Consider the following 14,845-nt stretch of genomic DNA (forward strand, 5'->3'; position numbering starts at 1 on the left):
GCGATATAGTATTTATTGGAAATCATAAGCGTAAGTAACCAGTGGTAAGCCATAAGCACTGCCAAACTTACAGCTTAAAACCTAGAACTTAAAACTTAAAACTTAAAATTGAGCATTTTAAAGGATAAACATGTCTCCCTATAAAACCGTTGAAGCTGACGAAAAATCTTCTGATGTTGTGTGGCATCAAGCCAGTGTGTCTCATCAGGAGCGGGTTTCTGCTAACGGTCACCAAGGAGCCGTGTTGTGGTTTACAGGGTTGAGTGGTTCAGGTAAGTCGACCGTGGCCAATGCGGTAGATAAAATGCTGCATGATAATGGCTGTAAAACCTATGTGCTTGATGGTGACAATGTTCGCCATGGGTTAAATGGAGACTTAGGTTTTTCAGACCAAGACAGAGTCGAAAACATCCGCCGTATTGGTGAAGTAGCGAAATTATTTGTCGATGCAGGTTTACTGGTGTCGACGGCATTTATCTCACCTTTTAGTGCTGACCGAGCCATGGTCCGAGATTTACTGGGTGACATGGCTTTCATCGAAGTGTTTATCGATACCCCATTAGCCGTTTGTGAACAGCGAGATCCTAAAGGGTTATACAAGAAAGCCCGAGCGGGTGAGATTAAACATTTCACCGGAATCGACTCTGCCTATGAAGCACCTGAGTCGCCAGAGGTTCATGTTGAAACCGCGACCAAGAATGTACAGCAATGTGCGCAGCAGGTTGTGGATTATTTAGTCGAGATAGGGCTGATAACGCGTTAAACATCAATGATAAAGTGCTTTGTTGCGTCGAGTATTTTAAACTATTGTTCTACATAGAGAGTTGAACTGCAAAGCCGCAAGGTGCATTATTCGCTCTCTTGTTCAATGAGTATCATTGATGTGTATCGAACAAAGGATCTATTTTGAAAATTGCTATCGCGGGTACAGGCTATGTGGGTTTATCAAACGCGGTTCTGTTAGCCCAACATCATCAGGTTTTTGCTGTCGACATTATTGAACAAAAGGTTGAGTTGATTAATCAGCGACGTTCACCGATTGTCGATACTGAGATTGAAGATTTTTTAGCAAATAAGCCTCTTAACTTGACGGCAACGACAGACAAAACGCTCGCTTACCGTGATGCGCAGTATGTGATTATTGCGACCCCAACCGATTACGATCCTAAATCAAATTACTTTAATACCCAGTCCGTTGAAGCCGTGATCAAAGAAGTGATGGCGATTAACCCTGATGCGATAATGGTGATTAAATCTACCGTGCCAGTAGGTTATACCCAGCGTATTAAAGCAGAGCTTGGCAGTGACAATATCATCTTTTCTCCCGAGTTCTTACGTGAAGGCAAAGCCTTATACGATAATTTGCATCCATCTCGTATTATTGTTGGTGAGCAGAGTGAGCGTGCTAAGGTATTTGCTGATCTCTTGCTAGAAGGGGCTGAGAAAACCGATATTCAGGTCTTGTTTACCGGTTCTACTGAAGCCGAAGCCATTAAGCTGTTTTCTAATACTTATCTTGCGATGCGCATTGCTTATTTTAACGAACTCGATACGTACGCCGAATCTCATGGTTTGGACTCTCGGCAAATCATTGAAGGTGTCGGCTTAGATCCACGTATTGGCGATCACTACAATAATCCCTCTTTTGGCTATGGCGGATATTGCTTGCCAAAAGATACAAAACAATTGCGGGCGAATTACGCTGATTTACCCAATAGCATCATTGGCGCGATTGTTGATTCAAACACGACCCGTAAGGATTTTATTGCTAGCAGTATTTTGAAGCGTGATCCTAAACGTGTCGGTATCTATCGACTGATCATGAAAGCTGGCTCCGATAATTTCCGTGCATCGAGTATTCAAGGGATCATGAAACGCATTAAGGCCAAAGGCATCGAAGTGGTGGTGTATGAACCTGTGCTAGAGGAAGCGGAATTTTTCCATTCGAAAGTGATCAAGAATTTAGATGAGTTTAAACAGATGTGCGATGTTATCGTGTCTAATCGTATGGTCGAGGAGATCTCCGATGTAGCCGATAAAGTCTATACTCGTGATCTCTTTGGTTCAGATTAAGTTTTGGTATGAATATGAAATATTTAGTTACGGGGGCAGCTGGTTTTATCGGTAGCGCCGTTGTTGAAAAACTCACTGCATCTGGCCATCAAGTGGTGGGTATCGATAATATTAATGATTATTATGATGTTAAGTTAAAACATGCCCGTTTAGATCGCATTACTCATGCAGATTTTCGCTTTATTCAGTTAGATATAGCCGATAGAGCTGCGGTTGAGCAGTTATTCCAATCGGAGCAGTTTGATCGCGTTATTCACTTAGCGGCTCAAGCTGGGGTGCGCTATTCAATCGAAAACCCCCATGCTTATGCTGACTCTAACTTGGTCGGTCATCTGAACATTTTAGAAGGATGTCGTCATAGCAAGGTGAAGCATTTAGTTTATGCTTCTTCGAGCTCTGTGTATGGCCTGAATGCGAAAACGCCATTTGCCACCACTGACAGTGTCGATCATCCTGTATCGCTTTATGCAGCGACTAAAAAATCCAATGAGTTGATGGCCCATAGTTATTCTCATCTGTACGACATTCCCACTACTGGCCTTCGCTTTTTTACCGTGTACGGCAGTTGGGGAAGGCCGGACATGGCACCTTTTATCTTCACTAAGAAGATTCTAGAGGGGGAGCCAATCCAGATTAATAACAATGGTGATATGTGGCGTGACTTTACTCATGTGATTGATATTGTTGAAGGTGTGGTGCGTATTGCGGATGTTATTCCGGGTAAAGATGATAAATGGACCGTTGAGAGTGGCTCTCCAGCAACAAGCTCTGCGCCTTATGCCGTTTACAATATTGGTCATGGCTCACCGATTAACTTGATGGAATTTGTTAAAGCCATTGAAACGGAATTAGGTATCGAGGCTGACAAGGTGTTCAGAGAGATGCAGCCGGGTGATGTTTATCAAACTTATGCCGATGTCAGCGATTTGTTCGACGCGACGGGTTATAAACCTCATGTGTCGGTGAAAGAGGGTGTGGCTGAGTTTGTTGCTTGGTATCGTGATTTTTATCAAAAATAGGCTGTTGCTGCAGCCTGTTTCTCGCTCTGCGTTTTAGCTTAGCCTAAGCTTGCTTTAACCATCATTAATTCAAGGAGAGATTCTGTTTTGAGTCATAAATTTAATCATGAATGGTTGGCTGATATGGTGGATATCGCCAAGCAAGCTGGCATTGCCATTATGAAAGTGTACGCTAGCGCCGACTTTGGTGTTGAAGCCAAATCAGATGATAGCCCGGTGACAGCGGCGGATATTGCCAGCCATCATAAAATTGTTGATGCTTTAGCTAAGCTGACGCCCAATATTCCGGTGATGTCCGAAGAAGCGGCTGATATCGATTGGAATGAGCGTAAGTCATGGCAACAATATTGGCTGATCGATCCGCTCGATGGCACTAAAGAATTTATCAAGCGTAATGGTGAATTTACCGTCAATATTGCCTTCATCGATAATGGTAAAGCCGTGGCTGGTGTGGTCTATGCCCCTGTGCTTGAGAAATGTTATTACGGTGCACAGGAGCTGGGTGCTTGGCTTGAACATCAAGGCGAAATCACTAATTTGAATACTCTGGGAGCCACCGCGCCTGATGTGCCGCGTATTGTGGGCAGCCGTTCTCATGTGAGCCCTGGATTACAAGCTTATTTACAAGCGTTAGGGGAGCATGAAATCACCAGCGTGGGAAGTTCGCTGAAGTTTTGCATCTTAGCCGAAGGTAACGCCGAAATTTATCCTCGACTTGGACTCACCAGCGAGTGGGATACCGCAGCAGCCCAAGCGGTACTCGAAAGTGCTGGCGGTCAGGTGATCAACCATGAAACTGGCAAGGTATTGGATTACAATCAAAAAGAGAACATTTTAAACCCTTACTTTATCGCCACGGCCAAACATTGGCTGGGTAAGTAATTAAAACGGATTCAGGTTGGAGTTAGCTATGTTAAGGATGGGTGTCGATCTCGGTGGAACCAAAATCGAAATAGTAGCGTTAAACGAGCAGGGTAAAGAGCTATTTAGAAAACGTGTTCCAACGCCTCGGGAATATCAAGCGACACTCGATGCGATTGAATCCTTAGTCAATGAAGCTGAATCTGAGGTGGGACAAGTAGGGACTGTTGGTGTTGGTATTCCAGGTGTTATTTCGCCATATTCAGGTTTAGTTAAAAATGCGAATTCGACGTGGATCAATGGCCATCCGTTGGACATAGACCTGGGTAAGCGTTTAGGCCGAGAAGTTCGAGTGGCGAATGACGCCAATTGTTTTGCTGTGTCAGAAGCTGTCGATGGTGCAGCAGCGGGTAAAGGTATTGTTTTTGGCGTGATCATTGGCACCGGCTGTGGTGCTGGTATCGCCATTAACGGTAAGGTGCACGCTGGAGGGAACGGCATCGGTGGTGAGTGGGGGCATAACCCATTGCCTTGGATGACCGAAGATGAATTTAATTCTACCGAATGCTTCTGTGGCAATAAGAACTGTATTGAAACCTTTATTTCTGGCACGGGCTTTATTCGGGACTATAAAGCAGCCGGAGGTGATGCGCCTAGCGGGATAGAGATCGCTAGCCGTATGCAAAAAGGTGAACCCTTAGCTCAAGCGGCATTTGATCGCTATATCGACCGGTTAGCCCGTTCTTTAGCACATGTGATTAATGTACTCGATCCCGATGTTATTGTGCTCGGTGGCGGTGTATCGAATATCGACGCTATTTATCCCTTATTGCCCAAAGTATTACCTCAATATGTGTTAGGTGGCGAATGTCGTACGCCAGTCGTGCAGAATATGTATGGTGGTTCATCGGGTGTCCGCGGGGCTGCTTGGCTTTGGTAAATGCTTGGCGTTATAAGATTTTCTATTATAACAATCATTTGGCGTAAGGCTTGCCCATGTTCTGGTTGAAAAAAATCATCTCTCAGCTGTTTATGCCGCTGCCGTTAACCCTGTTGTTGCTTGTAATTGTGCTGCTTCTTATACGTGATCAACAACGGCTGAGATTATTGCTGGGTTTAGCCATCGGTCTATTGCTGGTGTTGAGTAGTCAATGGGGGAGTCAGGCAATCGGCTTGTCTCTAGAAGAGCAGTATTCACCTAACAATCGTGCTATGAACTCTCCCTGTGTCGTGATGGTGCTGGGGAGTGGCCATGACTCCACTGTATCAACTTATCCTACGCAGCAATTATCCGCTACGGCATTAGCCAGATTAACTGAAGGGCTGCGCCAGCTCAGGCTAGTTCAGGGATTTGGCTTAGGATTAGGTCATGAAGCGAGTCATGGATTAGCGCAAGAGTGCCAGTTGGTAGTCAGTGGATGGGGAGGGAGTGATGCGCTGTCTCATGCTGAAGTGATGGCGGCTGCCGCTGGCGAACTAGGCGTTGACCCATCGAAGATTATTCAATTTCCCGAGGCTAAGGATACTTTAGAAGAAGCGCTGTTGTTGCGACAGGTAATAGGTGATGCGCCTTTTCGTTTAGTGACCTCTGCGACTCATATGCCTAGAGCCATGATGATTTTTACCTATTTGAGGATGCATCCAGAGGCAGCGCCTGGTGATTTTATCGCTCGAAATGGTTATTGGTGGAAACTTGATGCGAGAAATTTACTGGTTTCTCAGCGAGCGATTCATGAATACGTTGGCATGCTTTGGCTGAAGATAAAGTTTACCCTAAGCGGTGACTATGTTTCTGGCGATGTTTCTGACGTCGTTGGTCGTCATAGTACTCAACAATCATGATTAGCATTTTAATATATCACTTTAGGTAGTTAACGTGTGACAGACCTTGATTCTCAAACCCCAGTGGCTATCCGTGCAGTGACCAAGCGTAATGGTAAAAGTTTTACCTTATTAGGCGTTAGCACGTTAATTATCGGGTTAATGTTATTCTTGTTTTCAAAGAGCCTGTTGGGGCTGGGAATGGTGTGTTTTATTTTCGGAATAATTTTCACCGTGCTAGGCGTGGCGAAATTATGGCAACCGGAAGTGAGTATTGAGCTGAGACAGCAAGGCTTAGTGTATCACCACCATCGTGGCACTATTTATCTGGAGTGGGCCAATATTCAACGTGTCGATGTGCCAAGAAGCATTCAAGCACTAGATAGTCACGAGTTGCCTTACATCGGGGTGAAGTTAAAGCAGTTGTCGCCCTTGATTGATGATATTCCCCCTAGGTTGGCAACGGGATTATTAAGTGAACAACGCCCGCTGTTGATGTCATCACTGACATTAGACGGAGAGTTGGCGGATTTAGAGCGCTATCTTAATTCTGAGTTTTCACCGTTGACCCTGGAAGAGCGGCAATATCATGGTGTGCAAGCCATGTTTACCCGTCGCTGCCAGCAATTAAATGCCCAGCTTGGCTACCATGTTTATATCCCTATCGATTGTTTAGATAGAGAGCCTCGGCAGTTTTTGTCTTTACTGCGAGAATATAAACAACACGCACTAGCCACCAAGGACAACACCTAGCTTGAGGTAGTTTGAGATAGCCTGAGTTTGTATGTGTTGTTAACCTTAGCAATTTCGCCGTAAACCCTCGCCCTGATTAAGGCGGTGAGTTGTCACGTTGTTAAACCTTCTTTGTTTGCCGAGTAATCCATCTCTGGCTGTTCATCTTGGCTTGATATCGTTTTTGCTTGGTGTTCGCCGGCTAACAGGGCGATATCTTCTTTGATTCTCATACCGATAAATTGGCCGCCTTCGAAGATCTCCATAGAACTACAGGCAATCTCACCCTCAACAACCCCAGTGCTGGTGATATTGAGTTTGTCGCATTTTAGTTTGCCTTTAAACACGCCAGAGACTTTGAGTGATTTGCACTGCAGCTCGCCTTCGATATAGCCATCGGCTTCGATAGTGAGTTTATCGGCGGCACTGATTTTTCCATGAAGCTCACCCCCAATCAAGGCCTCGCCAGAAAAGTGAGTTTCACCGGAGAGTTTGGTGCCTTGAGCAATGAAGGTCAGGCCCGCTTGATGACGTTTTTTTCCAAACATAATAGTCCATGAAGATTGCTAATATTAAGATGATAGTAACCATAAAATCTTCATTGGAAAACCACTAATATTTGGCGCTAGAGCGTCATATTTTTGGCAAAAAAGCGGCTTAAGCTTTTATGGTTATCGAGTGATTAGGGCAAGGGGAGACACAGGCACCACAACCTGTACACAGGTCATTTAATATCATAGGTTTAGGCGCTTGCCCTATGGCAGCAGTAAATTTGATCGCTTGACTATCACAACTATCTTTGCAGCTTTGGCACCAGACACCCGTATGGGTCAGGCAAGTATCATTTATGTGAGCTGTGATTGACCAAGGCGCCTGACTAACATCGTTAAACAAGGGCTCGGGGCACACCTCGACACAACGCTGGCAAAAGCTACATTCGTCAATAGTGAAGTCGACTTCAGGAAAGCCACCATCACCGCGAATTAAAATATGAGTCTCGCAGTTGTCGATGCATTTATTGCAGCGAGTGCAAATGTCGGTAAACTCGATATCGGTCTTGCTCCAAGGCGGTCTGATGGCGCTCTTGTTGTTGCGACGAAACAGGTTACGACGTTGATGGTTGATGCTATTACTCATAATGTCCTGACTTAAAAGCAAGGGTAAGTATCGGTAAAGGCTGTTTGTTATTGCTAAAACGTCGACTTACCATTGCTTTATTCACTTATTTATAGCCGTTTGGATTACGTGATTGCCAATGCCAACTGCTGTTGGCCATATCCTCAATCGTGTGTGTGGCCTGCCAGTTAAGCTCGGTTTTGGCCTTTTCAGGATCAGCATAACAAGCGGCGATGTCACCGGGACGGCGAGGGGCGACTTGATAGTTAATTGGATGACCACAGGCAGTTTCAAAGGCTTTGACCATATCCAGTACGCTATAGCCTTGGCCTGTACCTAAGTTATAAGTGACCAATCCAGACTGAGTATTAAGCTTTTCGAGCGCTTTTAAGTGTCCCTTGGCTAAATCGACAACATGGATATAGTCGCGTACACCTGTACCGTCGTGGGTGTCGTAATCAGCGCCAAATACGCTAAGGAATTCACGCTGGCCAACAGCAACTTGAGCAATAAAAGGCATCAAGTTATTGGGAATATCGTTAGGATCTTCACCAATTAAACCGCTTTCATGGGCACCAACGGGATTAAAGTAACGTAATCTAGCGATGTTCCAGCTAGGATCGGCATGATGTAGATCGCTAAGAATATGCTCTACCATCAATTTTGACTGGCCATAAGGGTTAGTCGCACCTGTGGGAAAATCTTCTGTGATTGGCAAAGAGGCGGGGTCGCCATAGACGGTAGCCGATGAGCTAAATACCAGATTCTTCACATTAAATTCTTGCATCACCTCACACAGTACTAAGGTGCCAGTGACGTTATTTTCATAATAACGTAGCGGCTGGGCAACTGATTCGCCTACAGCTTTAAGCCCTGCAAAGTGGATAACGGCATCGATATCATGATCGGTAAACACTTTTTGCAAGAAGGCTTTATTAAGAACATCGCCTTGATAAAAAGTGATTTGTTTTTGAGTGATCTGTTCGACCCGAGTGAGCGCTTCTACACAAGCGTTTGAAAGATTGTCGATGATCACTACAGATTGATCATCATTAAGCAGTTCAACGACGGTATGACTGCCGATATAACCTGCACCGCCGGTGACTAAAATGGTCATTAATTGCTTTCCTGTTGTAATTCTTGAGCCAGTTTTATGAGGTAATCTTTAAATTCAGCACCCACATGATTGTGGCGCAGAGCATGTTCAACACAGGCTTGCATATAGCCTTGTTTATTGCCGCAATCGTGACTCTTACCTTTCATATAGTAGGCATTGACTTGCTGCTTCTCCATCAACATGGCGATAGCATCGGTTAATTGGATCTCATCACCGGCACCGACTGGGGTTTTTGATAATAAAGACCAGATCTCACGGGGGAGAATATAGCGTCCTACCACGGCTAAATTCGATGGTGCTTCATCGATCGCGGGCTTCTCTACCAATTTAACGATGGGCTGTGATTGCCCTGGTTCAAGGGATTGGCCGTTAACATCGGCAATACCGTATTGATCTACTTGTTGCTCTGGCACGCCTTCAACCATGATCTGACCCACTTCGGTCTGATCGAAAAGGCTCACCATTTCTGCAAGGTTATCGCAGCGCAGGTTGCAACTGGCTTCATCGACGATGACATCGGGTAGCAATACGGCGAAAGGCTCATTTCCCACCACTTGCTGAGCACACAAGATAGCGTGACCTAAACCTTTGGCTTGCGACTGACGTACGCTGATCACAGTGACATCTTTGGGACAAATCGCCTGAACCTCGGCGAGCAGCTGTCTTTTAACTCGGCTTTCTAGTTGTGCTTCTAGCTCGAAACTAGAGTCAAAGTGGTTTTCAATCGAGTTTTTACTGGCATGAGTGACCAGTACAATTTCTTTAATCCCTGCCGCAATAGCTTCATTAACAACATACTGGATCAAGGGTTTGTCGACGACAGGCAACATCTCTTTGGGGATGGCTTTGGTGGCTGGGAGCATGCGAGTGCCTAATCCTGCAACCGGGATAACGGCTTTGTGAACTTTATGCGGTTTCATCCTTTCCCTTATTTGGATGCAAAGTAGGGTTCCATTCTAATAAAAATACACTGAAAATCCATTTTAAACTTTGGATTCGTTATAAATGTTGGCGCTTGTGGTCACCGAGCGTTCATTTTGTGACACGCTCTAGATAGTTGAAACATGGTGGGTTTGGCGACCTAAGCAGGATATTTGTAAATTTTAAGTTACAAAAAGTGAGATCTAGATCAACAACTATAAATGGGCGAGGAGTTAACAAATAGACGGCTTTGGTCAAGTATGGTGGTAGAAGTAGTCAAGAGTGTTGTATTAAACATGAGCAAACAAACAACATATCAGGCGAGGATGCCTGATAGTCAAGGTTATATCGCTTACCCAGAAAACGAACATAAAATATGGCAAGCGTTATACCAGAGACAAAAAGGTAATTTACCTCAGTATGCCTGTGATGCGTATCTACAGGGGCTGAAGGATTTGGCAATGCCAGAAGAACGTATTCCTCAATTGCAAGAGATTGATAAGGTACTGCTGGAAACCACGGGATGGAAAACTGCAGGTGTGCCGGCGCTCATTTCATTTGAGAAATTTTTTCAACTACTGGCAAATAAAGAGTTTCCTGTTGCGACTTTTATTCGCAGCCAAGAAGAGTTTGATTATCTGCAAGAGCCGGATATCTTCCATGAGATCTTTGGTCATTGCCCACTGTTAACTAATCCATCATTTGCCCGTTTTTCCCATGAATATGGCAAGTTAGGCTTGGCAGCCTCGAAAGAGGAACGTGTCTTTTTAGCGAGGCTCTATTGGTTTACGGTAGAGTTTGGATTACTACGAGACAGTAACAATCAGCTTAAAATTTATGGTGGTGGCATTTTAAGTTCACCAGGTGAAACCTTATATGCCATGGGTGATACCCCATTAATTAAGCCGTTTGATCTGATTGATATGCTGCGTACACCTTATCGTATCGATATCATGCAACCGGTTTACTACGTTATTGACTCGATTGATTACCTCGATGAGGTGGTCAAAATGGATATCATGAAGGCGGTAACTCAAGCCCGCCAATTAGGTTTGCATGCTCCTCTTTTTGAGCCAAAATCTAAAGCAAGTTAATTGAATAATAACGATAATTTATAGGAAGTAATTATGACTGAATTAGCGCAAATGAAATGCGAAGCCTGCCAAGCTGATGCGCCAAAAGTAACTGATACCGAGCTGGCTGAATTAATTCGCATGATCCCTGATTGGGGCGTTGAAGTACGTGACGGCATTATGCAATTGGAACGCGTTTATAAGTTTAAAAACTTTAAACTGGCGATGGAGTTCACCAATAAACTCGCTGATCTTGCCGAGGCTGAGTTCCATCATCCTGGTATTTTAACCGAGTGGGGTAAGGTCACCGTGACTTGGTGGTCACATTCGATTAAAGGATTACATCGTAACGATTTCATCATGGCAGCCAAGACTGACCAACTGATCTGAACAGTGAATTAGTAAATAAAAATATAAAGATAATCAGCGCTATATAATTAATATGGCGCTTTTTTGTATTTAACAAACTCTTTTCACTTGTAAACATCTCTTGCCACAAATCACAATTCAATTTAACGTATAGGCGTTTTATCGGCGCTGCTTTCGCTTGTTTAGCCATTGAGCTAAGGACTGCAACGGCGAACTTTCCCAAAAAATAATGAATTTAAAATCAAAGGGACAACATCGTATGCGCATTGAAGTTAGTTGCATCGACCGAGTGGGGCTAGCAAAAGGTATTCTTGAGATCTTAGAAGGTTATGGCATCAATTTATTAGCCATTGATGCCAGTAATCAAGGGTTTCTGTATCTGCAGTTTGCTGAAGTAAAATTTGACCTATTAAGTGAACTGTTACCGCTTATTCGTAAGGTAGAGGGGGTTCACGACGTCAGAACGGTGTCTTTTATGCCGTCTGAGCAGGAGCATTACGCATTAAAAACCTTACTAAAAACCCTACCTGACTCTGTATTTTCTATCGATATAAAAGGGCGCATTCGCATTATTAATGAATCGGCCATCATGACCTTAGGCATGGGTGAACATGAGGTGATCGATGAGCCGCTAAACCATTGGGTACAAGGCTTTAATTTTGCCCGTTGGCTGAGTGAGCCTCTGGTGTTAGCCCAAGCGACCCGAGTTAATATCGGTCAAAGTGAATACTTAGCTGAGATGTTACCCATCTATCTACCTGATGAAAATGATAAAAGTATTTTGGCTGGCGCCGTGGTGTCACTCAAGTCTCCTGCGCGGGTAGGCAAACAGTTTAATGCGTTGCAAAACCAAGCAGCAGGCTTTGAAAACGTGTTGGCCGTTAGCGACAAGATGAAAGAGGTGTTAGTGCAAGCAAGGCGTATGGCGCAGCTTGATGCACCGCTGTTGATCACCGGTGAGACTGGAACGGGTAAAGAGTTGATGGCTCGAGCGTGTCACGATGCCAGTATGCGCCGCGAACATCCGTTTATCGCCATTAACTGTGCAGCTATGCCCGACAGCGCAGCCGAAGAAGAGTTGTTCGGCTATGTGAGTGCTGGTGAAGTGGTGCGACGAGGTTTCTTCGAAGAAGCTAAAGGCGGTACGGTATTTTTAGATGAAATTGCCGAGATGTCTAAGGCGGCTCAGGTCAAACTGTTACGCTTACTGCAAGATGGTACTTTCCGCCGCGTGGGCGGTGATGTCGAAGTACGCTCCGATGTACGTATTATCTGTTCAACCCAGAAAAACTTGGCGGAATTGTGCCAATCGGGGGAGTTTCGTGAGGATCTTTATTACCGCATCCATGTACTGAGCTTCCATATGCCCAGTTTGCGTGAGCGCAAGGTGGATGTTATCCCGCTAACCGAGATGTTTTTAGAGCATTACAGTCAACAGATGTCGATCCCGATCCGCCGTATTTCGGCGGCATGCCGTGAACATCTATTAAGTTATGCTTGGCCGGGGAACGTACGCCAACTTAAGAATGCCATTTTCCGCGCAGTTTCAATGTGGGATGGTTCGGCCGAGTTGAATGTCGAACAGCTCAAATTGCCTTCTTATGCTGAAGGTTTTGGCTATTTTGATCATCAATTCGAGGGTAGTCTCGATGAAGCGATGAAGCAGTTTGAAGCCAGCTTATTAAGACGTCTCTATCCTGCTTATCCTAGTACGCGACAGCTAGCGAAAAAGTTGGGTGTCTCTCATACAGCGATTGCCAATAAGCTGCGTGAATATAAGATCAGCAAGCAAAAAGGCATGTAAAACCTGATTGCCACAAAATTGTTGTTTTTTGCAGCAAATTGAAACGCAAGTGGCCTAATTCGCAGGCGACTTCATAGCTGTAATGAATAATTTACAAAATGGTGTATTCACAACAATAGCGTGATTTAGGTCACGCTATTCCTATATCTGTAACCATAGGTTATTTCTATGGGCAAATGATCAATCGATGCCGATATTCATTGTTTTTCTGGCATCGAAAATAAGAATTCGATAGGAGTCGGTATGAAGTTAGCAAGTTATGATAATGGCCGCCGTGATGGCCAACTAATGCTTGTGAGTAAGGATTTGACTAAAGCCGTTGCCGTGCCAGCAATTGCTCACACTATGCAACAGCTATTAGACACATGGGATCTGCTTCAGCCACAACTTCAAGAGCTTTACGAAGCGCTTAACGCAGGCATGTTAGATAATGCGGTAGAGTTTGATGAAGCCAAATGCTTATCGCCACTGCCACGTGCTTATCAATGGGCCGATGGTAGTGCGTATGTAAACCACGTTGAGCTGGTTCGTAAGGCGCGTGGCGCCGAAATGCCTGAAACATTTTGGACCGACCCATTGGTTTACCAAGGCGGATCTGATTGCTTTATCGCACCTAAGGCTGATATTGAACTTGCCAGCGAAGAGTGGGGCATCGATTTTGAATCTGAAGTGGCCGTGATCACTGACGATGTGCCTATGGGCATCGAGACCGCTTCTGCGGCTGAGCACATCAAGCTGTTGATGTTGGTCAACGACGTTTCATTACGTAACCTTATCCCTGCTGAGTTGGCTAAAGGCTTTGGTTTTTTCCAAGCTAAGCCTTCAAGCAGCTTTTCTCCTGTCGCTGTGACGCCTGATGAGCTGGACGGCAAATGGCAAGACAGTAAAGTACACCTGCCACTGATCACCCATTTAAATGGTGAACTGTTTGGTCAACCTAACTGTGGTGTAGATATGACGTTTAACTTTAGTCAGTTGATTAGTCATTTTGCTAAGACTCGTCCATTGGGTGCCGGCGCGATTATTGGCTCTGGAACAATTTCAAACTATGACCGCAGCGCGGGCTCAAGCTGCCTAGCTGAAACTCGTATGCTGGAAACGATTGCCGATGGTAAGCCTTCAACGTCATTTATGCGTTTTGGTGACCGAGTGCGTATCGAAATGTTGGATGAAAACCAACAATCTATCTTCGGTTCTATTGACCAGCAAGTTGTGCAGTACAAAGGTTAATTTGCAGCTGTTATAGCTTAGGGGGCGACGTATGTTCGCCCCCTTTTTGTAAGGAGACAAATGATGAAGTTACTTGGCTACTGGCGTTCAAGCGCGGCATATCGAGTTCGAATTGCGCTGAATTTGAAAGGGATCGATGTTGAACACAGCTCGGTTCATTTAGTTAAAGAGGGAGGTGAGCAACATAAAGCCGATTATGCGGCATTAAATCCACATGAGTTGGTTCCCACCTTAATCGATGCAGAAGAAGACTTAGTCTTCTCGCAATCATTGGCCATGATTGAGTACCTTGAGGAGCGTTATCCGCAAGCCCCTTTATTACCTAGCAGTGCCAAAGAACGTGCGTTAGTACGTGCAATGGCGTTATCTGTCGCTTGTGAGATCCACCCGCTTAATAATTTGCGGGTATTACAGTATTTAACCGGGCCAATGAAACTGGATGAGGCGAGTAAAACTGCCTGGTATCACCATTGGATCCATCAAGGCTTTGCGGCGCTAGAGAAGCAGCTGGAGCAATATTCAGGTCGTTACTGTTTTGGTGATAATGTCACCTTAGTTGATCTGTGCCTTATTCCTCAGGTGTATAACGCTAATCGATTTGCCGTGGATCTTACTGCTTATCCTCATATCCGTCGTATCTGGGACAATTGCCATCAGCTTGAGGCATTTGTAAACGCTGCTCCAGAACAACAAGCCGATGCTTGCTAAA

The 14,845-nt window shown here is 44.8% G+C and carries 16 protein-coding genes; 12 read left to right on the forward strand and 4 right to left on the reverse strand.

Features of this window, described 5'->3' with window-relative positions:
- The first annotated feature begins 130 nt into the window (after positions 1-130).
- The 7 genes from cysC to L1D21_RS15345 all read left to right on the forward strand — a co-directional run bounded on the left by cysC (position 131) and on the right by L1D21_RS15345 (position 6,527).
- Entirely contained in the window at positions 131-763 is a 633-nt protein-coding gene (gene cysC, locus L1D21_RS15315) for an adenylyl-sulfate kinase (RefSeq protein WP_239846144.1), read from the forward strand.
- Between the two features lie 143 nt (positions 764-906).
- Positions 907-2,073 carry a nucleotide sugar dehydrogenase gene (locus tag L1D21_RS15320; RefSeq protein ID WP_239846145.1) on the forward strand — a complete coding sequence of 389 codons (1,167 nt, stop codon included), beginning with the start codon at positions 907-909 and terminating at the stop codon, positions 2,071-2,073.
- 14 nt (positions 2,074-2,087) lie between these two features.
- Positions 2,088-3,092, forward strand: a complete 1,005-nt coding sequence (locus L1D21_RS15325; RefSeq protein ID WP_239846146.1) for an NAD-dependent epimerase — start codon at positions 2,088-2,090, stop codon at positions 3,090-3,092.
- Between the two features lie 123 nt (positions 3,093-3,215).
- Positions 3,216-3,974 carry a 3'(2'),5'-bisphosphate nucleotidase CysQ gene (gene cysQ / locus L1D21_RS15330; RefSeq protein WP_239846212.1) on the forward strand — a complete coding sequence of 253 codons (759 nt, stop codon included), beginning with the start codon at positions 3,216-3,218 and terminating at the stop codon, positions 3,972-3,974.
- Between the two features lie 28 nt (positions 3,975-4,002).
- Positions 4,003-4,893 carry a fructokinase gene (gene mak, locus L1D21_RS15335; RefSeq protein ID WP_239846147.1) on the forward strand — a complete coding sequence of 297 codons (891 nt, stop codon included), beginning with the start codon at positions 4,003-4,005 and terminating at the stop codon, positions 4,891-4,893.
- Between the two features lie 56 nt (positions 4,894-4,949).
- Positions 4,950-5,795 (forward strand): YdcF family protein, encoded by an 846-nt coding sequence (locus L1D21_RS15340; protein ID WP_239846148.1) that lies wholly within the window; start codon positions 4,950-4,952, stop codon positions 5,793-5,795.
- 36 nt (positions 5,796-5,831) lie between these two features.
- Positions 5,832-6,527, forward strand: coding sequence for a DUF2982 domain-containing protein (locus L1D21_RS15345; protein ID WP_239846149.1), 696 nt, complete (start codon positions 5,832-5,834; stop codon positions 6,525-6,527).
- A 92-nt stretch (positions 6,528-6,619) separates the two neighbouring features.
- Here L1D21_RS15345 and L1D21_RS15350 read toward each other — a convergent pair whose 3' ends face one another.
- From L1D21_RS15350 to galU, 4 genes are all read right to left on the reverse strand, one after another.
- On the reverse strand, positions 6,620-7,054 hold the full coding sequence (locus tag L1D21_RS15350; RefSeq protein WP_239846150.1) for a polymer-forming cytoskeletal protein: 435 nt from the start codon (positions 7,052-7,054) through the stop codon (positions 6,620-6,622).
- Between the two features lie 109 nt (positions 7,055-7,163).
- Entirely contained in the window at positions 7,164-7,643 is a 480-nt protein-coding gene (napF, locus tag L1D21_RS15355) for a ferredoxin-type protein NapF (RefSeq protein WP_239846151.1), read from the reverse strand.
- An 85-nt stretch (positions 7,644-7,728) separates the two neighbouring features.
- Positions 7,729-8,739 (reverse strand): UDP-glucose 4-epimerase GalE, encoded by a 1,011-nt coding sequence (gene galE, locus L1D21_RS15360; protein ID WP_239846152.1) that lies wholly within the window; start codon positions 8,737-8,739, stop codon positions 7,729-7,731.
- Complete coding sequence (galU, locus tag L1D21_RS15365; protein WP_239846153.1) at positions 8,739-9,659, reverse strand: UTP--glucose-1-phosphate uridylyltransferase GalU; 921 nt, start codon at positions 9,657-9,659, stop codon at positions 8,739-8,741. Before galU ends, galE begins: the two co-directional genes overlap by 1 nt.
- 297 nt (positions 9,660-9,956) lie before the next feature.
- On the opposite strand from galU, the gene phhA reads away from it, so the two are divergent.
- The 5 genes from phhA to maiA all read left to right on the forward strand — a co-directional run bounded on the left by phhA (position 9,957) and on the right by maiA (position 14,844).
- Positions 9,957-10,754: a phenylalanine 4-monooxygenase gene (phhA, locus tag L1D21_RS15370; protein WP_239846154.1), complete on the forward strand. Its 798-nt coding sequence runs from the start codon at positions 9,957-9,959 to the stop codon at positions 10,752-10,754.
- Positions 10,755-10,787: 33 nt separating this feature from the next.
- A complete protein-coding gene (locus L1D21_RS15375) occupies positions 10,788-11,123 on the forward strand; it encodes a 4a-hydroxytetrahydrobiopterin dehydratase (protein WP_239846155.1) in 336 nt (111 codons plus the stop codon).
- Between the two features lie 238 nt (positions 11,124-11,361).
- Entirely contained in the window at positions 11,362-12,906 is a 1,545-nt protein-coding gene (gene tyrR, locus L1D21_RS15380) for a transcriptional regulator TyrR (RefSeq protein WP_239846156.1), read from the forward strand.
- A 243-nt stretch (positions 12,907-13,149) separates the two neighbouring features.
- A complete protein-coding gene (locus L1D21_RS15385) occupies positions 13,150-14,136 on the forward strand; it encodes a fumarylacetoacetate hydrolase family protein (protein ID WP_239846157.1) in 987 nt (328 codons plus the stop codon).
- 63 nt (positions 14,137-14,199) lie between these two features.
- A complete protein-coding gene (maiA, locus tag L1D21_RS15390) occupies positions 14,200-14,844 on the forward strand; it encodes a maleylacetoacetate isomerase (RefSeq protein WP_239846213.1) in 645 nt (214 codons plus the stop codon).
- Position 14,845: the final 1 nt, after the last annotated feature.

Origin of the sequence: Shewanella sp. Isolate11 (assembly GCF_022398315.1) — a bacterium.
Taxonomy (GTDB): Bacteria; Pseudomonadota; Gammaproteobacteria; order Enterobacterales; family Shewanellaceae; genus Shewanella.

Coding starts and splice junctions, on each gene's coding strand:
- cysQ (WP_239846212.1), top strand. CDS start 3,216: ATGGTGGATATCGCCAAGCAAGCTGGCATTGCCATTATGAAAGTGTAC.
- L1D21_RS15385 (WP_239846157.1), top strand. CDS start 13,150: ATGAAGTTAGCAAGTTATGATAATGGCCGCCGTGATGGCCAACTAATG.
- galE (WP_239846152.1), bottom strand. CDS start 8,739: ATGACCATTTTAGTCACCGGCGGTGCAGGTTATATCGGCAGTCATACC.
- L1D21_RS15350 (WP_239846150.1), bottom strand. CDS start 7,054: ATGTTTGGAAAAAAACGTCATCAAGCGGGCCTGACCTTCATTGCTCAA.
- L1D21_RS15325 (WP_239846146.1), top strand. CDS start 2,088: ATGAAATATTTAGTTACGGGGGCAGCTGGTTTTATCGGTAGCGCCGTT.
- L1D21_RS15375 (WP_239846155.1), top strand. CDS start 10,788: ATGACTGAATTAGCGCAAATGAAATGCGAAGCCTGCCAAGCTGATGCG.
- maiA (WP_239846213.1), top strand. CDS start 14,200: ATGAAGTTACTTGGCTACTGGCGTTCAAGCGCGGCATATCGAGTTCGA.
- cysC (WP_239846144.1), top strand. CDS start 131: ATGTCTCCCTATAAAACCGTTGAAGCTGACGAAAAATCTTCTGATGTT.
- galU (WP_239846153.1), bottom strand. CDS start 9,659: ATGAAACCGCATAAAGTTCACAAAGCCGTTATCCCGGTTGCAGGATTA.
- mak (WP_239846147.1), top strand. CDS start 4,003: ATGTTAAGGATGGGTGTCGATCTCGGTGGAACCAAAATCGAAATAGTA.
- L1D21_RS15340 (WP_239846148.1), top strand. CDS start 4,950: ATGTTCTGGTTGAAAAAAATCATCTCTCAGCTGTTTATGCCGCTGCCG.
- napF (WP_239846151.1), bottom strand. CDS start 7,643: ATGAGTAATAGCATCAACCATCAACGTCGTAACCTGTTTCGTCGCAAC.
- tyrR (WP_239846156.1), top strand. CDS start 11,362: ATGCGCATTGAAGTTAGTTGCATCGACCGAGTGGGGCTAGCAAAAGGT.
- phhA (WP_239846154.1), top strand. CDS start 9,957: ATGAGCAAACAAACAACATATCAGGCGAGGATGCCTGATAGTCAAGGT.